The organism is Pelagibius litoralis (genome assembly GCF_011683915.1).
GTDB classification, from domain to species: domain Bacteria; phylum Pseudomonadota; class Alphaproteobacteria; order Kiloniellales; family Kiloniellaceae; genus Pelagibius; species Pelagibius litoralis.
In genome coordinates this window covers 1-15286 of sequence record NZ_JAAQPH010000047.1, presented here as the reverse complement: position 1 = coordinate 15286, position 15286 = coordinate 1, and the positions used below count along the sequence as shown (strand labels likewise).

At 60.3% G+C, this 15286-nt stretch carries 15 protein-coding genes; 8 read left to right on the top strand and 7 right to left on the bottom strand.

Translation table 11 applies throughout. The features are described 5' to 3' along the window. From HBA54_RS28270 to HBA54_RS28245, 6 genes are all read left to right on the top strand, one after another. A partial coding sequence (locus HBA54_RS28270) for a hypothetical protein (RefSeq protein WP_205944971.1) occupies positions 1 to 355 on the top strand: 355 nt, incomplete at its 5' end. An 84-nt stretch (positions 356 to 439) separates the two neighbouring features. After that, entirely contained in the window at positions 440 to 754 is a 315-nt protein-coding gene (locus HBA54_RS28265) for an ArsR/SmtB family transcription factor (RefSeq protein WP_167231979.1), read from the top strand. Beyond that, positions 751 to 1110, top strand: coding sequence for an SRPBCC family protein (locus HBA54_RS28260; RefSeq protein WP_167231976.1), 360 nt, complete (start codon positions 751 to 753; stop codon positions 1108 to 1110). Before HBA54_RS28265 ends, HBA54_RS28260 begins: the two co-directional genes overlap by 4 nt. A gap of 45 nt (positions 1111 to 1155) precedes the next feature. Beyond that, entirely contained in the window at positions 1156 to 1776 is a 621-nt protein-coding gene (locus HBA54_RS28255; protein ID WP_167231973.1) for an ATP-dependent Clp protease proteolytic subunit, read from the top strand. 570 nt (positions 1777 to 2346) lie between these two features. Continuing rightward, complete coding sequence (locus HBA54_RS28250; protein ID WP_167231970.1) at positions 2347 to 2895, top strand: class I SAM-dependent methyltransferase; 549 nt, start codon at positions 2347 to 2349, stop codon at positions 2893 to 2895. A 401-nt stretch (positions 2896 to 3296) separates the two neighbouring features. Beyond that, positions 3297 to 5552 (top strand): penicillin acylase family protein, encoded by a 2256-nt coding sequence (locus HBA54_RS28245; RefSeq protein ID WP_167231967.1) that lies wholly within the window; start codon positions 3297 to 3299, stop codon positions 5550 to 5552. 124 nt (positions 5553 to 5676) lie between these two features. Here HBA54_RS28245 and HBA54_RS28240 read toward each other — a convergent pair whose 3' ends face one another. The 4 genes from HBA54_RS28240 to ispH all read right to left on the bottom strand — a co-directional run bounded on the left by HBA54_RS28240 (position 5677) and on the right by ispH (position 10693). Continuing rightward, positions 5677 to 7770 (bottom strand): methyl-accepting chemotaxis protein, encoded by a 2094-nt coding sequence (locus HBA54_RS28240; protein WP_167231964.1) that lies wholly within the window; start codon positions 7768 to 7770, stop codon positions 5677 to 5679. Between the two features lie 462 nt (positions 7771 to 8232). Then, complete coding sequence (gene rnhA, locus HBA54_RS28235; protein ID WP_167231961.1) at positions 8233 to 8679, bottom strand: ribonuclease HI; 447 nt, start codon at positions 8677 to 8679, stop codon at positions 8233 to 8235. A gap of 24 nt (positions 8680 to 8703) precedes the next feature. Next, the gene (locus tag HBA54_RS28230) at positions 8704 to 9669 is read right to left on the bottom strand and encodes a homoserine kinase (protein ID WP_167231957.1); all 966 of its coding nucleotides are present in this window, start codon (positions 9667 to 9669) and stop codon (positions 8704 to 8706) included. Between the two features lie 61 nt (positions 9670 to 9730). Further along, positions 9731 to 10693, bottom strand: coding sequence for a 4-hydroxy-3-methylbut-2-enyl diphosphate reductase (gene ispH, locus HBA54_RS28225; protein WP_167231954.1), 963 nt, complete (start codon positions 10691 to 10693; stop codon positions 9731 to 9733). 204 nt (positions 10694 to 10897) lie between these two features. On the opposite strand from ispH, the gene HBA54_RS28220 reads away from it, so the two are divergent. Both HBA54_RS28220 and HBA54_RS28215 read left to right on the top strand, forming a co-directional pair. After that, the gene (locus HBA54_RS28220; RefSeq protein WP_167231951.1) at positions 10898 to 11137 is read left to right on the top strand and encodes a CDGSH iron-sulfur domain-containing protein; all 240 of its coding nucleotides are present in this window, start codon (positions 10898 to 10900) and stop codon (positions 11135 to 11137) included. A 56-nt stretch (positions 11138 to 11193) separates the two neighbouring features. Next, positions 11194 to 11733, top strand: coding sequence for a hypothetical protein (locus HBA54_RS28215; protein WP_167231948.1), 540 nt, complete (start codon positions 11194 to 11196; stop codon positions 11731 to 11733). Positions 11734 to 11848: 115 nt separating this feature from the next. Here the strand turns inward: HBA54_RS28215 and HBA54_RS28210 are convergent, their stop codons facing one another. The 3 genes from HBA54_RS28210 to HBA54_RS28200 are packed head-to-tail and all read right to left on the bottom strand — an operon-like array spanning position 11849 to position 14903. Continuing rightward, the gene (locus HBA54_RS28210; protein ID WP_167231945.1) at positions 11849 to 12724 is read right to left on the bottom strand and encodes a cation diffusion facilitator family transporter; all 876 of its coding nucleotides are present in this window, start codon (positions 12722 to 12724) and stop codon (positions 11849 to 11851) included. A 17-nt stretch (positions 12725 to 12741) separates the two neighbouring features. Continuing rightward, entirely contained in the window at positions 12742 to 13653 is a 912-nt protein-coding gene (locus HBA54_RS28205; protein ID WP_167231943.1) for a cation diffusion facilitator family transporter, read from the bottom strand. 17 nt (positions 13654 to 13670) lie between these two features. After that, positions 13671 to 14903: an HlyD family secretion protein gene (locus HBA54_RS28200; protein WP_167231940.1), complete on the bottom strand. Its 1233-nt coding sequence runs from the start codon at positions 14901 to 14903 to the stop codon at positions 13671 to 13673. Between the last annotated feature and the right edge of the window lie 383 nt (positions 14904 to 15286).

Sequence of the window (15286 nt, the reverse complement as noted above, 5' to 3'; positions counted from 1 at the left end):
CTTTCCGCTCTCAGCGGCGGGCGTTCAGACGGAAGTTGACCATACACCCTTTAGTCTCGCCGATCCCGATCACATACGACGCAGTCTTGAGACAGCAGGGTTTAGCAAGATCGCTATCGAATCGCACGACCAGAAAGTTTCGTGCGGCGACGTCGATGCAACGATGAAAGTGCTTCTGAAGGTGGGGGCACTTGGGAAAATCATTCGCGAGAATCCGGGTCTGCGAGCGAACGTCGAGCCTCGGTTGCGTAAGGCGTTGGCCGCTATGGACGATCCTTCCGAAGTGTACCTAACGGCTTCTGTCTGGATCGTAACCGCATGGGCCGAAGGGATGAGCCTGCCGGCGACAGACTGACTTTCAAGACGGCAGTGGGCAATGAAGGCATCGGCCGGCATAAAATACTTGCGAATCGCATAAGTCTGTGCTTATGTATTTCTCATGATTGAGAATGAGATATTCAGGGCTCTTGGCGATCCAACCCGGCGCACGATCTTCGAGAAGTTGGCGGCCGGCGGCATGAACGCCAGTGCTTTGCGCGAAGGTATGGAGATCAGTCAGCCGGCCATGTCCCAGCACCTTTCAGTGCTGCGCAACGCAAGACTGGTACGCGAAGAACGGCAGGGACGTTTCGTGAACTACGAGGTCGATCCACAGGGCTTGGCGCTCATCGCCCGATGGCTTGCCAAGTATCGTGCCTACTGGCCCGCGCGGATCGACGCTCTGAAGATTATGCTGAAGGACATGGACCAATGAACGAACTGGATGCCAAAGGGCAGGCGACGGATTTGGTGCTTGAATACGAACTCGATGCGTCGCCTCAAAAGGTTTGGCGGGCGATCAGCGTTCCCGAGTTTCGCGAGAAGTGGTTGCCGAAAGGAGATCTGGTCGATGCAGAGCCGATTTCTTCCGCACCAGGCGAGGAAGTCAGCTACAGAATGAAAGACAACGAGCCACCTTTCCTCGAAAGCAGGGTCACGTTTCAGGTCAGGCCCAACGCCGACGGCACCACCACACTCAGAATCGTCCATGGGCTGGCGGACGAACGGCTGGTGCAGCAGCCTCCCACGGCCGCGAACAATAACGGGCTCTGCCTCATGCGCGCTGCCTGACGTCCCGGATCGACAACGGAAATTCCAGAAGACAGGAGTTCGCCCATGCGCGAAGCGATGCAGCTCGTCCCTATGGTCGTCGAACAGTCAAGCCGGGGAGAACGCTCCTTCGACATCTATTCAAGGCTCCTGCGCGAGCGGATCGTCTTCCTCAACGGCGAGGTCAATGACGCGGTATCCGCATTGGTTTGCGCGCAGTTGCTGTTCCTGGAGGCCGAGAACCCGACGAAGCCGATCCATCTCTACATCAATTCGCCCGGCGGCGTGATTACCAGCGGCCTCGCCATGTATGACACCATGAGATACGTCAAAGCACCGGTGCATACGCTCTGCAACGGCACCGCCCGCTCCATGGGGTCTTTCCTTTTGATGGCGGGGGAGGCCGGTGAACGGGCGGCGCTGCCCAATGCCAGTCTGCACGTCCATCAACCGCTGGGCGGGTTCCAAGGGCAGGCGTCAGATGTTCTCATCCACGCGGAGGAGATGCAGCAGACCAAGCGCCGCATCACCAGGCTTTATGCCGAGCATTGTGGGCGTACCTATGAGGAGGTTGAACGCACGCTCGACCGGGACCGCTTCATGACAGCGGAGGAAGCTTTGGAATGGGGGCTGATCGACCGCATCCTCCAGGTGCGGGAAGTCAAAAATGAGCGAGACAAGCCGTAGGATCCATCGCCAACGGGGAATTGCCGCCGAACAGACAGTGTTCGGAAGGCGGCTTTGTCAGCTTCTCGGTCGTCCGTGTCGCCAAATCCCAGCGGCTGCCTTGGGTCGCTTTCAGCCGCTTGTGGTGGCCTTCGCTGGACCCTTCTCGGCCCCGCCGATGCCAGCGGCAAGATTCGGCCAGGAGCGGTCATTGGTAACGAACGTTGCAATGACCGGAAGGAGCCCAATCGGCAAGTTTTCTGCAATGCCGTTAATGTCTGCAATCATATTTTTGGCGACTTGTGGACCGCTACGCCACCATCAGCAAACGGCATCATCAAACTTTTGCTGCTGGATGCGCAGGTGTGTTGTGCCAAAATTTGGAATGGGTTTTTTATTGATACTAGGGACGTAGGGCCAGTTTCGCTGCAGCAGTCTCGTCCAGCACAGCGATTGCTTGGCGGTGCGGCGGTTGAAGCGGACTTTCGCGGGGTGACTGTCTTCGGCCAGGAGCGGTCGTATCTCGTGACTCGTGCAGAGTCCGCTTACAAATCATGATGCGGTCGTTCGGAGCTCACGGTAAGGGTAGAGATGCCAAACGACGTTGATATCTGGATGTCGGAGACGGCACACGCCGTTTTGACACGGGTCGGGCTTAAGAAAGGCCAGACCGTCATCGATTTCGGCTGTGGGCCCGGCTATACCGCAATCCCGGCCGCCGTGATTGTCGGTGAAACTGGCCAAGTTTACGCGATCGAGAAAAACCGGCTCGATATTTTTCGGCTCGGCCGCTTCATAAAAACCTTTGGCATGGAAAACATTACTCCGATCAACACACATGGCGATCTCGACTTGCCCCTTGATAGTGGCACGATAGATTGCATCTTGGCTTTCGACGTGCTCCTTCCATATTACTTTAGCGACGCAGAACTAGCGCGTGTCATCAAAGAAATGCACCGAGTATCTAAGCCAGCTGGTAGCCTTATCATCTATCCGAGTCACGTATCGATCGACGACATCCGACCGCTCATCACCGGGGCGGGCTTCGAGCCGGGCGAGCGTTTCACCCTTCCCATCCTGCACAATGGGACAATGGAGCGCGGGGAGATTTTCACCTTTACGGCAGACGGTAATGGCTAGCGCTTGGTCATTATCGGCCACGATCATTAGCAATCCGGATGTCCCGGCTACAGGGTCATAAAGACTTCTAGGATGGCACGCCAAATAAGAAGCGAGACCATTCAGACCATCGTAGCTCTGGCTGATCTCTGTCAATGCACTGCACACACGCAGGCATAGCATTAGGCTGGATGGGACAGGTGCTCCGCTGTCGCTGCGCGCTATTTAGCTAAAACTATCTAATGCTAGCCGGGAGCGACGCGTGGGCAGCGCAGAGCCCCCGCTAGACGCGCGGCTAACGCGTGAGGGCAGCGGAAATGCTTCAAACGGTTACGAAGGCAGATAGTCTGCCCAAGCCATTGTGGAGGAGCCCCACCCAAGTCGCTGGAAGGCGTGCTCGGATGGTTGCGGGGGTCGTAGCCATGATACTCAGCCTGTCGGCTTGCACAGTCCTTGGTCCCTTGCCCAAGCCCACTACCCTGACCGAGCGCCTTGGGGTAATGCCGACCGATGGGCTTCCCTTGCGAAAGCTTGTCAGGATTCATTGGAACGGCAATCAGATACCGTACATCGAAGCCCAGGACGATCGGGATCTCGCACTAGCGCTTGGACTCGTCCATGCGCACCTGCGCCTCGGGCAGATGGAGTTTCTCAAGCGCATTGCGCAGGGCCGTCTTTCGGAAGTTGCCGGCCCATTTGCCAACGGTCTGGATCATACGTTGCGCATCATCGATATTCCGCGCGCGGTTCCGGCCATTCAGCAAAGCCTGCCGGATGAAACGCGCCGCTGGCTAGAAGCTTTCGTGGACGGCATCAATCTCTACCGGGAGAGAGTCAGGCAGCGACCGCATGAGTTCGCTATCTATGGCCTGGACGAGGAACCCTGGACGGTCGCCGATGTTCTGGCCATAGGGAGGCTGGCGGCCTTCGACATCAACTGGCTCTTCTGGCTGGCCTTATTCGAGCTGCGGCAGAATCCCGAATGGCCGAAAACCTGGCGGGAACTGGTTGACGCTGGCGCATTGTCTGCGCCGAGCTTCGGCGGACAACGGGACGGCGTCTCGCACATCCCGCCAGGACTCTACACCGGACAAGGCGGCAGCAATTCGATCGTGATCTCGGCTAACTTGAGCGCGACGGGCGGCGCTCTCATGGCCAACGATCCGCATCTGAATCTCTCGCTGCCCAATGCCTGGCTTGTCGCTGGGGTCAAATCGCCATCCTTGCACGCCGTTGGCCTCATGGTGCCGGGCCTGCCGTTTTTCGCGATTGGCCGCAATCCCTGGATAGCCTGGGGCGCCACCAACATGCGTGCGGCGAGCAGCGACGCGGTCGATCTTTCGGGCGTCGATGAACCAGTCATCCGGCAGCGGCCGGAAACAATCGGTACGCGATGGTGGTTCGACCATGAGGTCTCGATCCGGGAGAGCCGGTTTGGTCCTGTGATTTCAGATAGTCCGCTGCTCGGTATCCCGTCGGATGAAATGGTCGCTTTGCGTTGGACGGGGCACGACGTGAGCGACGAAGTAACGGCGATGCTTCAGGTCGCCAGAGCCCGGTCTTGGGACGACTTTCGGGATGCCCTCGGCACTTTCGCGGTTCCTGGGCTCAACATGCTCTATGCCGATCACCTTGGCAGTATCGGGCAGGTGATGGCGGTGCGCTTGCCCAAGCGCGATGCCGCGGCGCCTAGCGATCTGGTGGTACCGGCTGAATCTGCGGCTCGGGCATGGGCGCAAATGCAGTCCACCCCGGATTGGCCCTATGCGTTCAATCCGCCAGAAGGATTTCTCGCTTCGTCGAACAACAAGCCGGCGGCGACCGAGGTGCCCGTCAGCTATTTCTTCGCGCCGAACGACAGGATCGACCGCATCAAGGATTTGCTGTCCGTCGAACGCAAGATCGATATGAATGCATTTTCGGCGCTTCAACAGGACGTATTCGTCGCCTCGTCTGAGCGCCTGAGAGGTGCTTTTCTTGACTTGATCGAAAGGCATGGCCTTCGTGACCGAAGGCCGTCGGTGGTCAACGCCCTGGCGTCTTGGGACGGACACTATGACAACCAGTCGCGAGGCGCGTTGGCATTCGAGGTTTTCTTGAGCGGCTTCGTCTACGCCCTCTATGACGAAAGCAAGGCACAGATCTTCTTCAGGACCGGCGGGCTGCCGTCGATCCTGCAACGGGACCTCGAAATGGTACCCGAAGCCAAGATCGTCGGTGCGCTCGAAGATGCCTTGGACAAGGCCGAAGCCGGGCTTGCGACCTATGGCCATTGGGGCGATCTGCATCGAATGCGTCTTGCGCATCCCTTGGCCAACCTGCCGTTGCTCGGTCATCGGTATGTTTTCACTGATTTCCCAGCGCCTGGCAGCAATAGCTCGGTCTTCCAGACTGCTTTCGTGCCGACCGGCGAGCGCCACGCTGTCCACTATGGCACCAACGCCCGCACGCTGTTCGACTTGTCCGACCCGGACGAGAACTACTTCGTGCTACTCGGCGGACAGGACGGTTGGCTCAACAGCAGCACGTTTCTCGACCAAATGCCGCTCTGGCGAAACGGCTCATATGTTCGCGTTCCGCTCCGTTCTGAGGCCGTGCAACGCGACTTTCCACACATGACTGTACTGGAACCCATCGGCGGACCGGCCTCGGTCCCATCAACCTCAACTCGGATGTAACGCTTAGGATTGGAGGGCAAGTCATGGCTACGGTGATCAAATTCGCCGGCGCGTTCGTTTTCCGGGTGCCCGGCGTGGACCGGCCGGACACCCTCTTTGATAACGATTGTGTGTGCCGCCGCCGTTAGGCAGAACGCACGCGGGTCAGGAACTCCTCGACCTTGGTGTTGAGTTGGCCTGACTGGCTGGAGAGCTCGGTCGCCCCCTCCAAGGCCTGACGCGCGGCCGTGCCGGTCCGCTCCGCACCTTGCTGAACGTCGACGATGTTGGCGGAAACCTCCTGGGTGCCCGCCGCAGCCTGCTGAGTGTTGGTCGAGATCTCAGAAACCGCAGCCGTCTGCTCTTCGATGGCCGCTGAGATCGACCCGGCGATCTCGTCGACCTTCAGGATGGTTCCCTTGATCCGGCCGATCGCCGACACCGCCGATTCGGTGCTTGTTTGAACGCCGGAGACCTGCTGGGCAATGTCCTCCGTCGCCTTGGCGGTCTGCTGAGCCAGGCTCTTCACCTCCGAGGCGACCACGGCGAAGCCCTTGCCGGCCTCGCCGGCGCGGGCTGCCTCGATGGTGGCGTTCAACGCCAGCAAGTTGGTCTGCTCGGCGATATCCGAGATCAGAGTCACGACCTCACCGATTTTCTGTGCCGCATCGGCCAGTTCGCGGACAACGGTATCGGTCTCCTCGACTTCGTCCTTGGCTTCGCCGGTGCTGCGGGTCGACTCGGCAACTTGGCGGGCAATCTCGTTGATCGAGCCCGTCATTTCCTCGGAAGCGGAGGCCACCGCCTGAACGTTGGCGCTCGCCTCTTCGGAGGCCGCGGCCACCGCTGTCGACCGAGCCGACGCGTCTTCGGCTGCTTTGGTAAGGTTTTGTGCGGAATCTTTGATTTCGCCGGAAGCGGAGCCGACGGAATCGATCACCACCTTCACTGAGGCCTCGAAATCATCGGCCATCTCATTCATGGCCCGGCGCTTGTCTTCCTCCGCCTTCTTCTCCTGCTCGATCCGCTCGGCGGCGAGACGGTCCATCTCGATGGCGTTTTGCTTGAACACCTCGACCGCCTCGGCCATGGCACCGATCTCATCCTTCTGGCCGAGGGCCGGCACCTCGATATTCTTGTCACCTTCGGCCAGGGCGTTCATGGCGGTCGTCATACGGTTGATCGGGCGGGACGTCCCCATACCGATCGTCCAGGCGATGACGATGCCCAGGATCAGAGCGATCCCTGACACCGCGGCACCGATCAACTCAGAATTCATCATCTGCGCAGCCGCTGCCGGACCGATCTGGTCCTGGCGTGTTTTGAGCGACAGCTTGTAGTCTTCGATCGAAGCAGCCACTGCCGGGCCGATACGGTCGAGTTGTTCTGATATCACGGCATTGCGCTGATTGATGACGCCGTTGACATCTTGGAAAGCAGCCTCATAGGCCGCGAAGTCTTCCACCACCTGCTGGGCAAGCGCTCGCCGGCGCTGGTTCTGCAGGCTGGATAGGAGGTCGTCCGAACGCTCCGAAAGCTGGCTGAACTCCAGCATCGCCCGTTCGTAGTATTCCTGCTTGTTGTCGATCAGGAATCTGGCCGCATAGAGCCGTGCGAGAAGCAGGTTGCGCATGACCGCGCCGGCCAGGAAGGTCGCTTCAGCATCGCCATCCCGATTGGCACTCTCCATGATTTCCGTCAGCCCTTTTTCGATCTTGGGGCCCAGCACGTCGAGGGTCCCTTGCACGATGGTATTGCGCTGGTCATTGAGCGACACGACGTTCTCGAAATGGCCGCGGTATTCCTCCATGCTTTGCTTCATCCCGGATAGACTGCTGCGACGTTCTGGATCGGCAACCAGATTGAAGGTCTCGTCGACCGCGTGCTCGGTCTGCTTTTCAAACTTGAAGACGTCTTCGCGGTCCTGGTCGGATTTCGTGATGATGAAGTCCTTCACGTTCATTCGGGTCATCAGGAGGTTGGACTGAATCTCTCCGACCGCGGTGGTCTGGCGCGAAAGGGAGCGGTATTCCGTGAAAGTGCCGTTGGCCGATTCCAGGGCGAAGATCGAAAACCCTCCCAAACCGCATAGCAGCAGCAGGATCACGCCGAAGCCGCCATATACCTTGGTGGAGATTTTGATGTCGTTCAGCAGGGCACGTAACCCCGCCGATTGGGTATGTTTTTGGCTGCCATACCCTTCTGCAGAAGTTTCTGCCGTGTTGGTTGATAAGGTCATTGTATCTCCGTTCATGAGTTGATTATTGGGATTCCAGCGGCTTCCCCAGGTCCCCAAGCAACCAAAAAGTAGAAATTACAAGACCTTCACGGGCTCATTGCTCTGCGTAGTTGCTACTTTAAATCGATTACTTTCACGACGAATCTGCTCAGAACGGGAATATCTCAATGTTAAGGATAATAATTGGTTAGTATAATCAATTTATAGTTGATATATGATCTTAATATCTACTTTAAATATCTATTCTGCTGGATTTTTCTGCAGTTTGTTCCGTTGTTGATGCCGACTGGGATCTCGGTCAGCGCGTTACGGCGTGGCCCGGTGTCGTGGTCGAGGTCTGCCGGCACCGGTGACGGCACCTTTTCGATGCCCTGGCCGTTCTGTGGCCTGCCGACAGGCCTGTGGGTCTTCTGCCGGAGACGCGAAGGCCGGCGGCTCTCAGTTGTTGGCTATGAGCCGGCTTTAGCGGGCCGCTTCCAGGCCGGCGCGGGCCAGTTCGTCGGCGCGCTCGTTTTCCGGATGGCCGGCGTGGCCCTTGACCCAGTGCCAGTTGACCTGGTGGGGTTCCAGCGCCGCCTCCAGGCGTTGCCAGAGGTCGACGTTCTTCACCGGTTTCTTGGCGGCGGTCTTCCAGCCGTTGCGCTTCCAGCCGTGAATCCACTTGGTGATACCGTCGCGCAGATAGGTGCTGTCGGTATGCAGGTCGACCTGCGACGGGCGTCTCAGCGCTTCCAGCGCCATGATCGCGGCCAGCATCTCCATGCGGTTGTTGGTGGTGCCCGCTTCGCCGCCGCAGAGTTCCTTTTCGCTGCCCTTGAAGCGCAGCAGGGCGCCCCAGCCGCCGGGCCCGGGATTGCCCGAACAGGCGCCATCGGTGAAGATTTCGATGCTGTCGCTCTGTGCCGTCATATCCGCTCAACTGTCATGGGGTTTTCACAGGTCCAGGCCGTAGGCACCAGGTCCGCGGACTTCCTGATGGAACTTCAGCTTCTTCCAGTATTCCAAGGGGTCCTTCGGTTGGACGAAGGCGCCTTCGGGGTGGTGCAGCCAGTCGTAGAGCCGGGTCAGCAGAAACCGCAAGGCCGAGCCGCGGGCCAGCAGCGGCAGGGCTTCCAGTTCCGCCTCGGAAAAGGCGCGTTCGCGGGAATAGGACTGCAGCAGCATGCGCGCCTTGGTGACGTTGAAGGCATTGTCCTGTTCGAAGCACCAGGCGTTCAGGCAGACCGCCAGGTCATAGGCGAAGAAGTCGTTGCAGGCGAAATAAAAGTCGATGATGCCGGTCAGCTGTTCGCGCCGGAAAAACACGTTGTCGGGGAAAAGGTCGGCATGGATCACCCCGGCGGGCAGCTTGTCCGGCCAGTTCGCTTCCAGGTGTTTCAACTCGCTTTCCAGGGCTTCGGCCAGGCCCGGGCTGACGGTATCGGCACGCCCGGCGCAGGCCTCCAGCAGCGGCCGCCACCCGTCGACCGAAAGGGCGTTGCGGCGCTGTAGCGGAAAATCGGCGCCGGCCAGATGCATGCGCGCCAGGGCGGCGCCCAGCGCACTGCAATGAAAGGTCTGGGCCCGCCGCGGCGACAGGCCCTCCAGAAACGAGATCAGCGCAGCGGGCCGGCCGCAGAGCTGGCGCAACGCCTTTCCGTCACCGGCGTGCAGCGGCACCGGGCAACTGATGCCCCGGCCGGCCAGGTGTTCCATCAGGCCCAGAAAAAACGGCAGATCCTCTGCTGCTACCCGCTTTTCGTAGAGCGTCAGGATGTAGCTGCCTTTTTCCGCCTGCAGCAGGTAGTTGGAGTTCTCCACGCCTTCGGCGATGCCCTTGAAGGACAGCAGTTCGCCCAGATCGTAGTCCGCTACGAAGCAGGCAAGGTCTTCGGCTGAGACTTCGGTGTAGACGGCCATGGGGTGAGATCAGGTTTGGGTGAGATCAGATTTGGTTTCGCTTGGCTGACGGGGGCCGCGCTCAGCCGGTCGCCGCCTTGTCGCCGGTAAGGGCCTTGGGCAGCTTGAAGATGACGTCTTCGACTGCCCCGCTGACCTCCTGCACCTGTACGTCGAACTGACTGCGGCAGGCCTCAAGAACCTCTTCGACCAGGACTTCCGGCGCCGAGGCACCGGCCGTCAGCCCCAGGGTGGAGATGTCGGCCAGCTGCGCCCAGTCGATATCCGCGGCGCGCTGGACCAGCAGGGCCGTCTTGCAGCCTTCGCGGTGGGCCACCTCGACAAGGCGTTGCGAGTTCGAGGAGTTGGGCGCGCCGACCACCAGCAAGGCATCGCAGTTCTGTGCGATCGATTTCACCGCTTCCTGGCGGTTGGTCGTCGCGTAGCAGATGTCTTCTTTCTTCGGGCCGTTGATTTTCGGAAACCGCCGGCGCAGGACGGCAATGATCTCGCTGGTGTCGTCCACCGACAGGGTGGTCTGGGTGATGTAGGCCAGATTGTCGGGGTCCTTGACGTCGATGCGCTCGGCTTCCGCGACATCCTCGACCAGCAGGATCGATCCCTCGGGCACCTGACCCATGGTTCCGACCACCTCCGGATGGCCGGCATGTCCGATCAGCAGGATCTGGTGGCCGATCCGGGCGTGGCGTTCGGCTTCGCGGTGTACTTTGCTGACCAGCGGGCAGGTAGCGTCGAGGTAGAACAGTTCGCGCCGCTCCGCCTCTTCCGGAACCTCTTTCGGCACCCCATGGGCGGAGAAGATCACCGGAACGTCCTCCGGCACCTCGTCGAGTTCCTCAACGAAGACCGCGCCCTTGGATTCCAGGGATTCGACCACAAAGCGGTTGTGCACGATCTCGTGGCGCACATAGACAGGGGCGCCATACTTCTGCAGGGCCCGCTCGACGATCTCTATGGCCCGTTCGACACCGGCGCAGAAGCCGCGGGGGTTGGCCAAAAGAACGGTTAGGGGCTTTTTGCTCATGCTGACTATCCATCTTCGCTCTGTATCGCGCCGTTTCCGGCTTTGCCGCTGGCCGGGCCAAAGCCCCCAAGGCAGCACTTGTCGCCGGGGCGGCGGTTCCCTAAAGTCCGGCAGGACATCAAAAAGCCGGTCTTTCGAGTCGGGCACTGCCCCCGGTTCGACTTTGCGGACAGTAGTATAGCCGGCCAGCAGAAGGAAGGCTTCATGACAGACCCGATCCCCGCCCAGAAAGAGCCTTATATTGTGCCGGTGGAGGCCGGAAAGAAGTACTTCTGGTGCGCCTGCGGACGCAGCCAGAAACAACCTTTCTGCGATGGTTCGCACTCCGGCACCGGGATCACGCCGGTGATGTACGAGGCGACGGCCGCCAAGAACGTGTTCTTCTGCGGCTGCAAGGCAAGCGCCAGGCAACCGCTTTGCGACGGCAGTCACAACAAGCTTTAACGGGGCGCCCAGCCCGATTGTTTCAAGCCAATCCAGCCTAATATCTGCGAGCCCTTATGCGATCGAATTCTCCGCGACCTGCCGCCTTTCGGACCATCGTTACGCTGTCCTGTGTTGCCACTGTGTTCCTGGTGGCGGCCTGTGCCTCCGACGAAGCGCCGCTGCCCTGCCCGGAGGTGGTGTTGTTGAGCGACGCCTCAAATCAGACGAAGTTCAACGGACAGGGCCGCGATCTGACCGATATCCTCTTCGAGGCCGATCTGGAGGCCGGGCGTCTGATCTGTGAGTACGATGACAACGAGGTGGATGTCGACCTGCAGGTGCGTGTGATCGCGTCGCGCGGCCCCGCCAATGCCGACCGTGTGGCGAACATCAATTACTTCGTCGCCGTCGCCCGGGCCGACCAGACGGTGCTGGCGCGCGAATCCTTTGACATCGCCATTCCCTTTCCCGGCAACAAGACCCGGGTTTCGGGCCTGGAGGAGATTGGACAGATCATTCCCCTGGCCGCCGGCGAAGACGGGTCGGATTACCGAATTTACCTCGGTTTCGATCTGACGCCGGAGGAACTGCAGTTCAACCGCGCCAACCGCTAGATCGGATCATGTTTTGACGGAACCACTTCGTGGTTGCGCCAAAACATGTGAATCCGATCGCCATCAAACAGTTAGAGCAGACCCCGGGACGATGGGTCGCCTTCGGCGATTCCATCTAACCCGAATCTGCTCCAGGGGCGCGCAACCTGATCGCGACGTCGAGATCGTCCCGCTGCTCCGCCAATGCGCGCCGCAGCTGGCCCATGCGCTGACGCGCCTCCTCGAAGGAACCGGCGCGCGACGGGTTGATGGTCAACTCGACGAAGATGTCGCGGCCGGATCGCCGGGTGCGAAGATCCAACAACTCCTCCTCTTCAACACCCGCTTCGAGGAGGAGTTCTGCGATGTATGCCTCACTCTTGCGGTTCAGGGGGTGATCGACCAAGTCCACGGCCGCGGTCGAAAACAGCCTTGCGCCGGCAGCCGTCATGAGGAGAGCGACGAAGGCCGCGCCGAAAGAGTCCGCCAACAGAGCGATTGAAGGATCATCGGCCAGCGCGGCCAGAGTGATCATCGACTGCATGACGAGAAGCGAGGCGAACCTGAAGGCCCGGGGTTTCGGTTGCGCGAATGGCAGCATCTGGAGTCCGCTGCGCAGGGTGACCAAAGCGAGGGTAACGGCAGCAAGCGCGAGGCCGCCGGATGTTGTCTGACTTTCCCCGGTCACGATCAGATCGAGAGCAAGGCCGGCGATCCAAAGTCCGGCAATGATCATCGCGAGCGCGATCGCCAGGGTCCAGGCCTGCGCCAGCTTTTCCACACCGAACTCGTAATGCGCCAAGGATCCTGCGAGGAGCTTTTTCTTTGTCATCCAATCCGATAGCTCACGCAGAAACAGCAAGGCGCTGCGGAGCGTTTCGCCAAGCAGGGTGAGCGAGCCCGTCATCGGGGTGGCGACGAGCAGAATGCAGAGCAGGCCGGCATCGAGTGCCAGCGCGGGGCCCCGGGCGGTCCCGCCGGTGCTTTGGCTCAACGCTTGGCGCTGCGTCATGGCGTGGCTTTTCCCGGTCAAGTTTCCGCCGGCTTCCGGGCATCGACCACGACTGAAACGTCGGCGCCCCCAAGGTGATCTTTCAAGTGGTTCTCGACAGCTGTGACGCGGCGGCAGTAGTCCGTCACGGATGCACAGCCTGCCGGCGCGAGCGTGAGTTCCACCTGCGGCAGGCTGCCCGAGCAGCGGGTCCGAAGGCGCAGCAGTTCTTCTCCTGCGATGCCCGCTGACAGAAGTGCGGCTTCGATCTCCTTTTTGGTTTCCCCCGGCAGCGGGTGGTCGAGGAGGTCAGGCAGGCACTCGGCGACCATTTTGAAGCCGATTGTAACCATGACCCCGGCGACGAAGGCTGCGCCGATGCCGTCGAACAGCGTTGCCACGACAGGGTCTTTGGCCAGCGCGGCGATGGTGATCGCGATCTGAACGATTGCGGAGGCGGCAAGCTTGACGGCCCTGGCGCGCAACTGCGCCCGATAGATGGCCGAGTCGCCGTCTCTGGCCGCAGCAGCCATGGCCAGCCAGCCGAGCAGATTGATCAGCAAATTGACAGCGCTGATCACGGCGGCTGCCGCCAGGCCCAAGGGTGTTGACGCAGCCTGGACCGACAGCAGCGCGGCGACCACGCTATGAGCGACCCAAAACCCACTGAAAAGCAGTGCGGCACCAATGGCGAGGTTACACATCTGTTCGACCTTGCCGATGCCAAAACGGAACCTCCTGAGCCGGTCCCGGTGCAGGGCGCGCAAGACAAAGAGGCCGTAAAACTCAACCAAGAGCATCAAAGCCACCCGGATCGCCTCACTGAGCAGCGTGAGTGATGAGGTGAAGACAGCGAAGAAAAACAGGATCGTAACGACGGCCAGGTCAGCCAGCGAGGTATAGAGGACCGCGGCTTCCTTGGATTTCTGGTCTCTTGTCGGCCCAGGCATTGCGGTGTTCCCGGCGCCTAAAGACGCAGTCGGGCCCGGATGACATCGATCAATCCGATGTCCGGGAAATCGACGTAGGCGGCCCGGCCCACCGGGCAGTCCTCGAAGTTTTCCCGTTCATGGGAGAAGTCGAGCAAGGCCTGCGCAGTGCCTTTTGCTCGGCCCTTGGCGAGAGCGGCGAGGTCGTTGCGTCCCAGGGTGAAGGCTGACCCGCGGGTCAGCAGTACCCGCCCTTCGCGGACTGTCGAATCCCCTTCCAGTATAATCTCGGCTCCCATGCCGGCTTTGATGAGATGAACCTCGGCATCGGCAATCGGCACGTCGATCATGAGGACCGAGCAGTCCAGCCATTCGGCAACCGGCTCTCCCGAACGAACAGTGGCGCCCGGCGCCGCCTTCTGGTTCCACAAGATGCTGCCCGCAGGTGCGCGGACGGAGTCTTCGGTCAGTCTGGCGTAGTCCGTTTCCGCGTCGCGCAAAGCGGCCTTCGCCGTTGCAAGCGCCGCTTCGGCCTGTCTCAATTCCAGGCGTCCCTCCTTTTTCTGCAGCTTCAGTTCCAAGCGTTCGCCGCGGACCCAATCGGGATCTTCGCCGTCCAGGGTGGCGAAGACGCCGTTGTTCGCCGCCTCGCGGCGCACCCGGGCATAGGCCAGGTCGTTCTGCAATTGTGCGAGCTGCCAGTCCAGCTCTGACACGCGCAGCCATATCTCATCTGTTGCGGACTGCGACACGTTGCCGTTCGCAACCAGCGTTTCGTGGCGTGCGGCAATCCTGTTGATCAGCTCCAATTGTTTGCGGGTGACGTTGATCTCACGCTCCATACCGGCGATTTCCTCTTCCAACTGGCTGCGGAAGATATCGGCATAGCGTGACTTCAGCGCTGCACGGTCCTGGTCCAGTACAATGATGTCATCGAGAAATGCCTGAAGTTCCTTCACCCGTGCTGAGGCATAATCGACCTGGATCTGAGCTTCGATTAACGGCTTTCGGCTCATCCGGTCGTTTCGGATCAGCACGATGATGCCGTCCGGGCCAACCGCCCCTTCGGCGGCTTGCGGCTTGAACTCCAGTTTTCCGTCGATGGGGGAGGTGGCCACATTCAGCCAAGAGGTAACCGCGGCATCGCGGACAATCACCGACCGCAGATAGGGGCCCATGATCCAGGCCACATAGACCAGAAAGCCTAAGATGGCCAAGCCGTAAACCCAACGGCTGGATTTCATCGGCATGGCGCGTGATGGCTCAACCATGGACCTTGCTCCCCTCGCAAGTCAGCCCGGTGGGCGCACAACCGGACCCTTCCCCTGGCAGATGGCCGCCTGGGAGCCCGCTATTAACCGGTTTCGCGTTTCAACGAGCGAAAAAGTAACACAAGACGGCGACCATCAACGACCCGAATCCGGGCGATACACCCCAATGCGCGGTAGGGTGGCGTGTCGGCGTCTTGCGGCCTGCCAAACGGCTGATCCGCCGCCGGGAGTCGGGCGGATTTCGGGTACCGGGGCGCTAGGGTCTGTACCCAATTAGGGGATTCCAGTTGAGTTGGATTTGTGATTCAAGTTTCCAAGGATAGGAGGCTTGAATGGCAAGGCAGCTGTTTTGGTTGAGTGAGGAGGAATGGGCGCGCATTGAG

What these genes read in the sequence shown, in the direction of transcription:
- HBA54_RS28215 (WP_167231948.1), top strand. Translation starts at nt 11,194, where the DNA reads ATGCGATCGAATTCTCCGCGACCTGCCGCCTTTCGGACCATCGTTACG.
- HBA54_RS28255 (WP_167231973.1), top strand. Translation starts at nt 1,156, where the DNA reads ATGCGCGAAGCGATGCAGCTCGTCCCTATGGTCGTCGAACAGTCAAGC.
- HBA54_RS28250 (WP_167231970.1), top strand. Translation starts at nt 2,347, where the DNA reads ATGCCAAACGACGTTGATATCTGGATGTCGGAGACGGCACACGCCGTT.
- HBA54_RS28230 (WP_167231957.1), bottom strand. Translation starts at nt 9,669, where the DNA reads ATGGCCGTCTACACCGAAGTCTCAGCCGAAGACCTTGCCTGCTTCGTA.
- ispH (WP_167231954.1), bottom strand. Translation starts at nt 10,693, where the DNA reads ATGAGCAAAAAGCCCCTAACCGTTCTTTTGGCCAACCCCCGCGGCTTC.
- HBA54_RS28240 (WP_167231964.1), bottom strand. Translation starts at nt 7,770, where the DNA reads ATGACCTTATCAACCAACACGGCAGAAACTTCTGCAGAAGGGTATGGC.
- HBA54_RS28200 (WP_167231940.1), bottom strand. Translation starts at nt 14,903, where the DNA reads ATGGTTGAGCCATCACGCGCCATGCCGATGAAATCCAGCCGTTGGGTT.
- HBA54_RS28265 (WP_167231979.1), top strand. Translation starts at nt 440, where the DNA reads ATGATTGAGAATGAGATATTCAGGGCTCTTGGCGATCCAACCCGGCGC.
- HBA54_RS28245 (WP_167231967.1), top strand. Translation starts at nt 3,297, where the DNA reads ATGATACTCAGCCTGTCGGCTTGCACAGTCCTTGGTCCCTTGCCCAAG.
- HBA54_RS28260 (WP_167231976.1), top strand. Translation starts at nt 751, where the DNA reads ATGAACGAACTGGATGCCAAAGGGCAGGCGACGGATTTGGTGCTTGAA.
- HBA54_RS28205 (WP_167231943.1), bottom strand. Translation starts at nt 13,653, where the DNA reads ATGCCTGGGCCGACAAGAGACCAGAAATCCAAGGAAGCCGCGGTCCTC.
- HBA54_RS28210 (WP_167231945.1), bottom strand. Translation starts at nt 12,724, where the DNA reads ATGACGCAGCGCCAAGCGTTGAGCCAAAGCACCGGCGGGACCGCCCGG.
- HBA54_RS28220 (WP_167231951.1), top strand. Translation starts at nt 10,898, where the DNA reads ATGACAGACCCGATCCCCGCCCAGAAAGAGCCTTATATTGTGCCGGTG.
- rnhA (WP_167231961.1), bottom strand. Translation starts at nt 8,679, where the DNA reads ATGACGGCACAGAGCGACAGCATCGAAATCTTCACCGATGGCGCCTGT.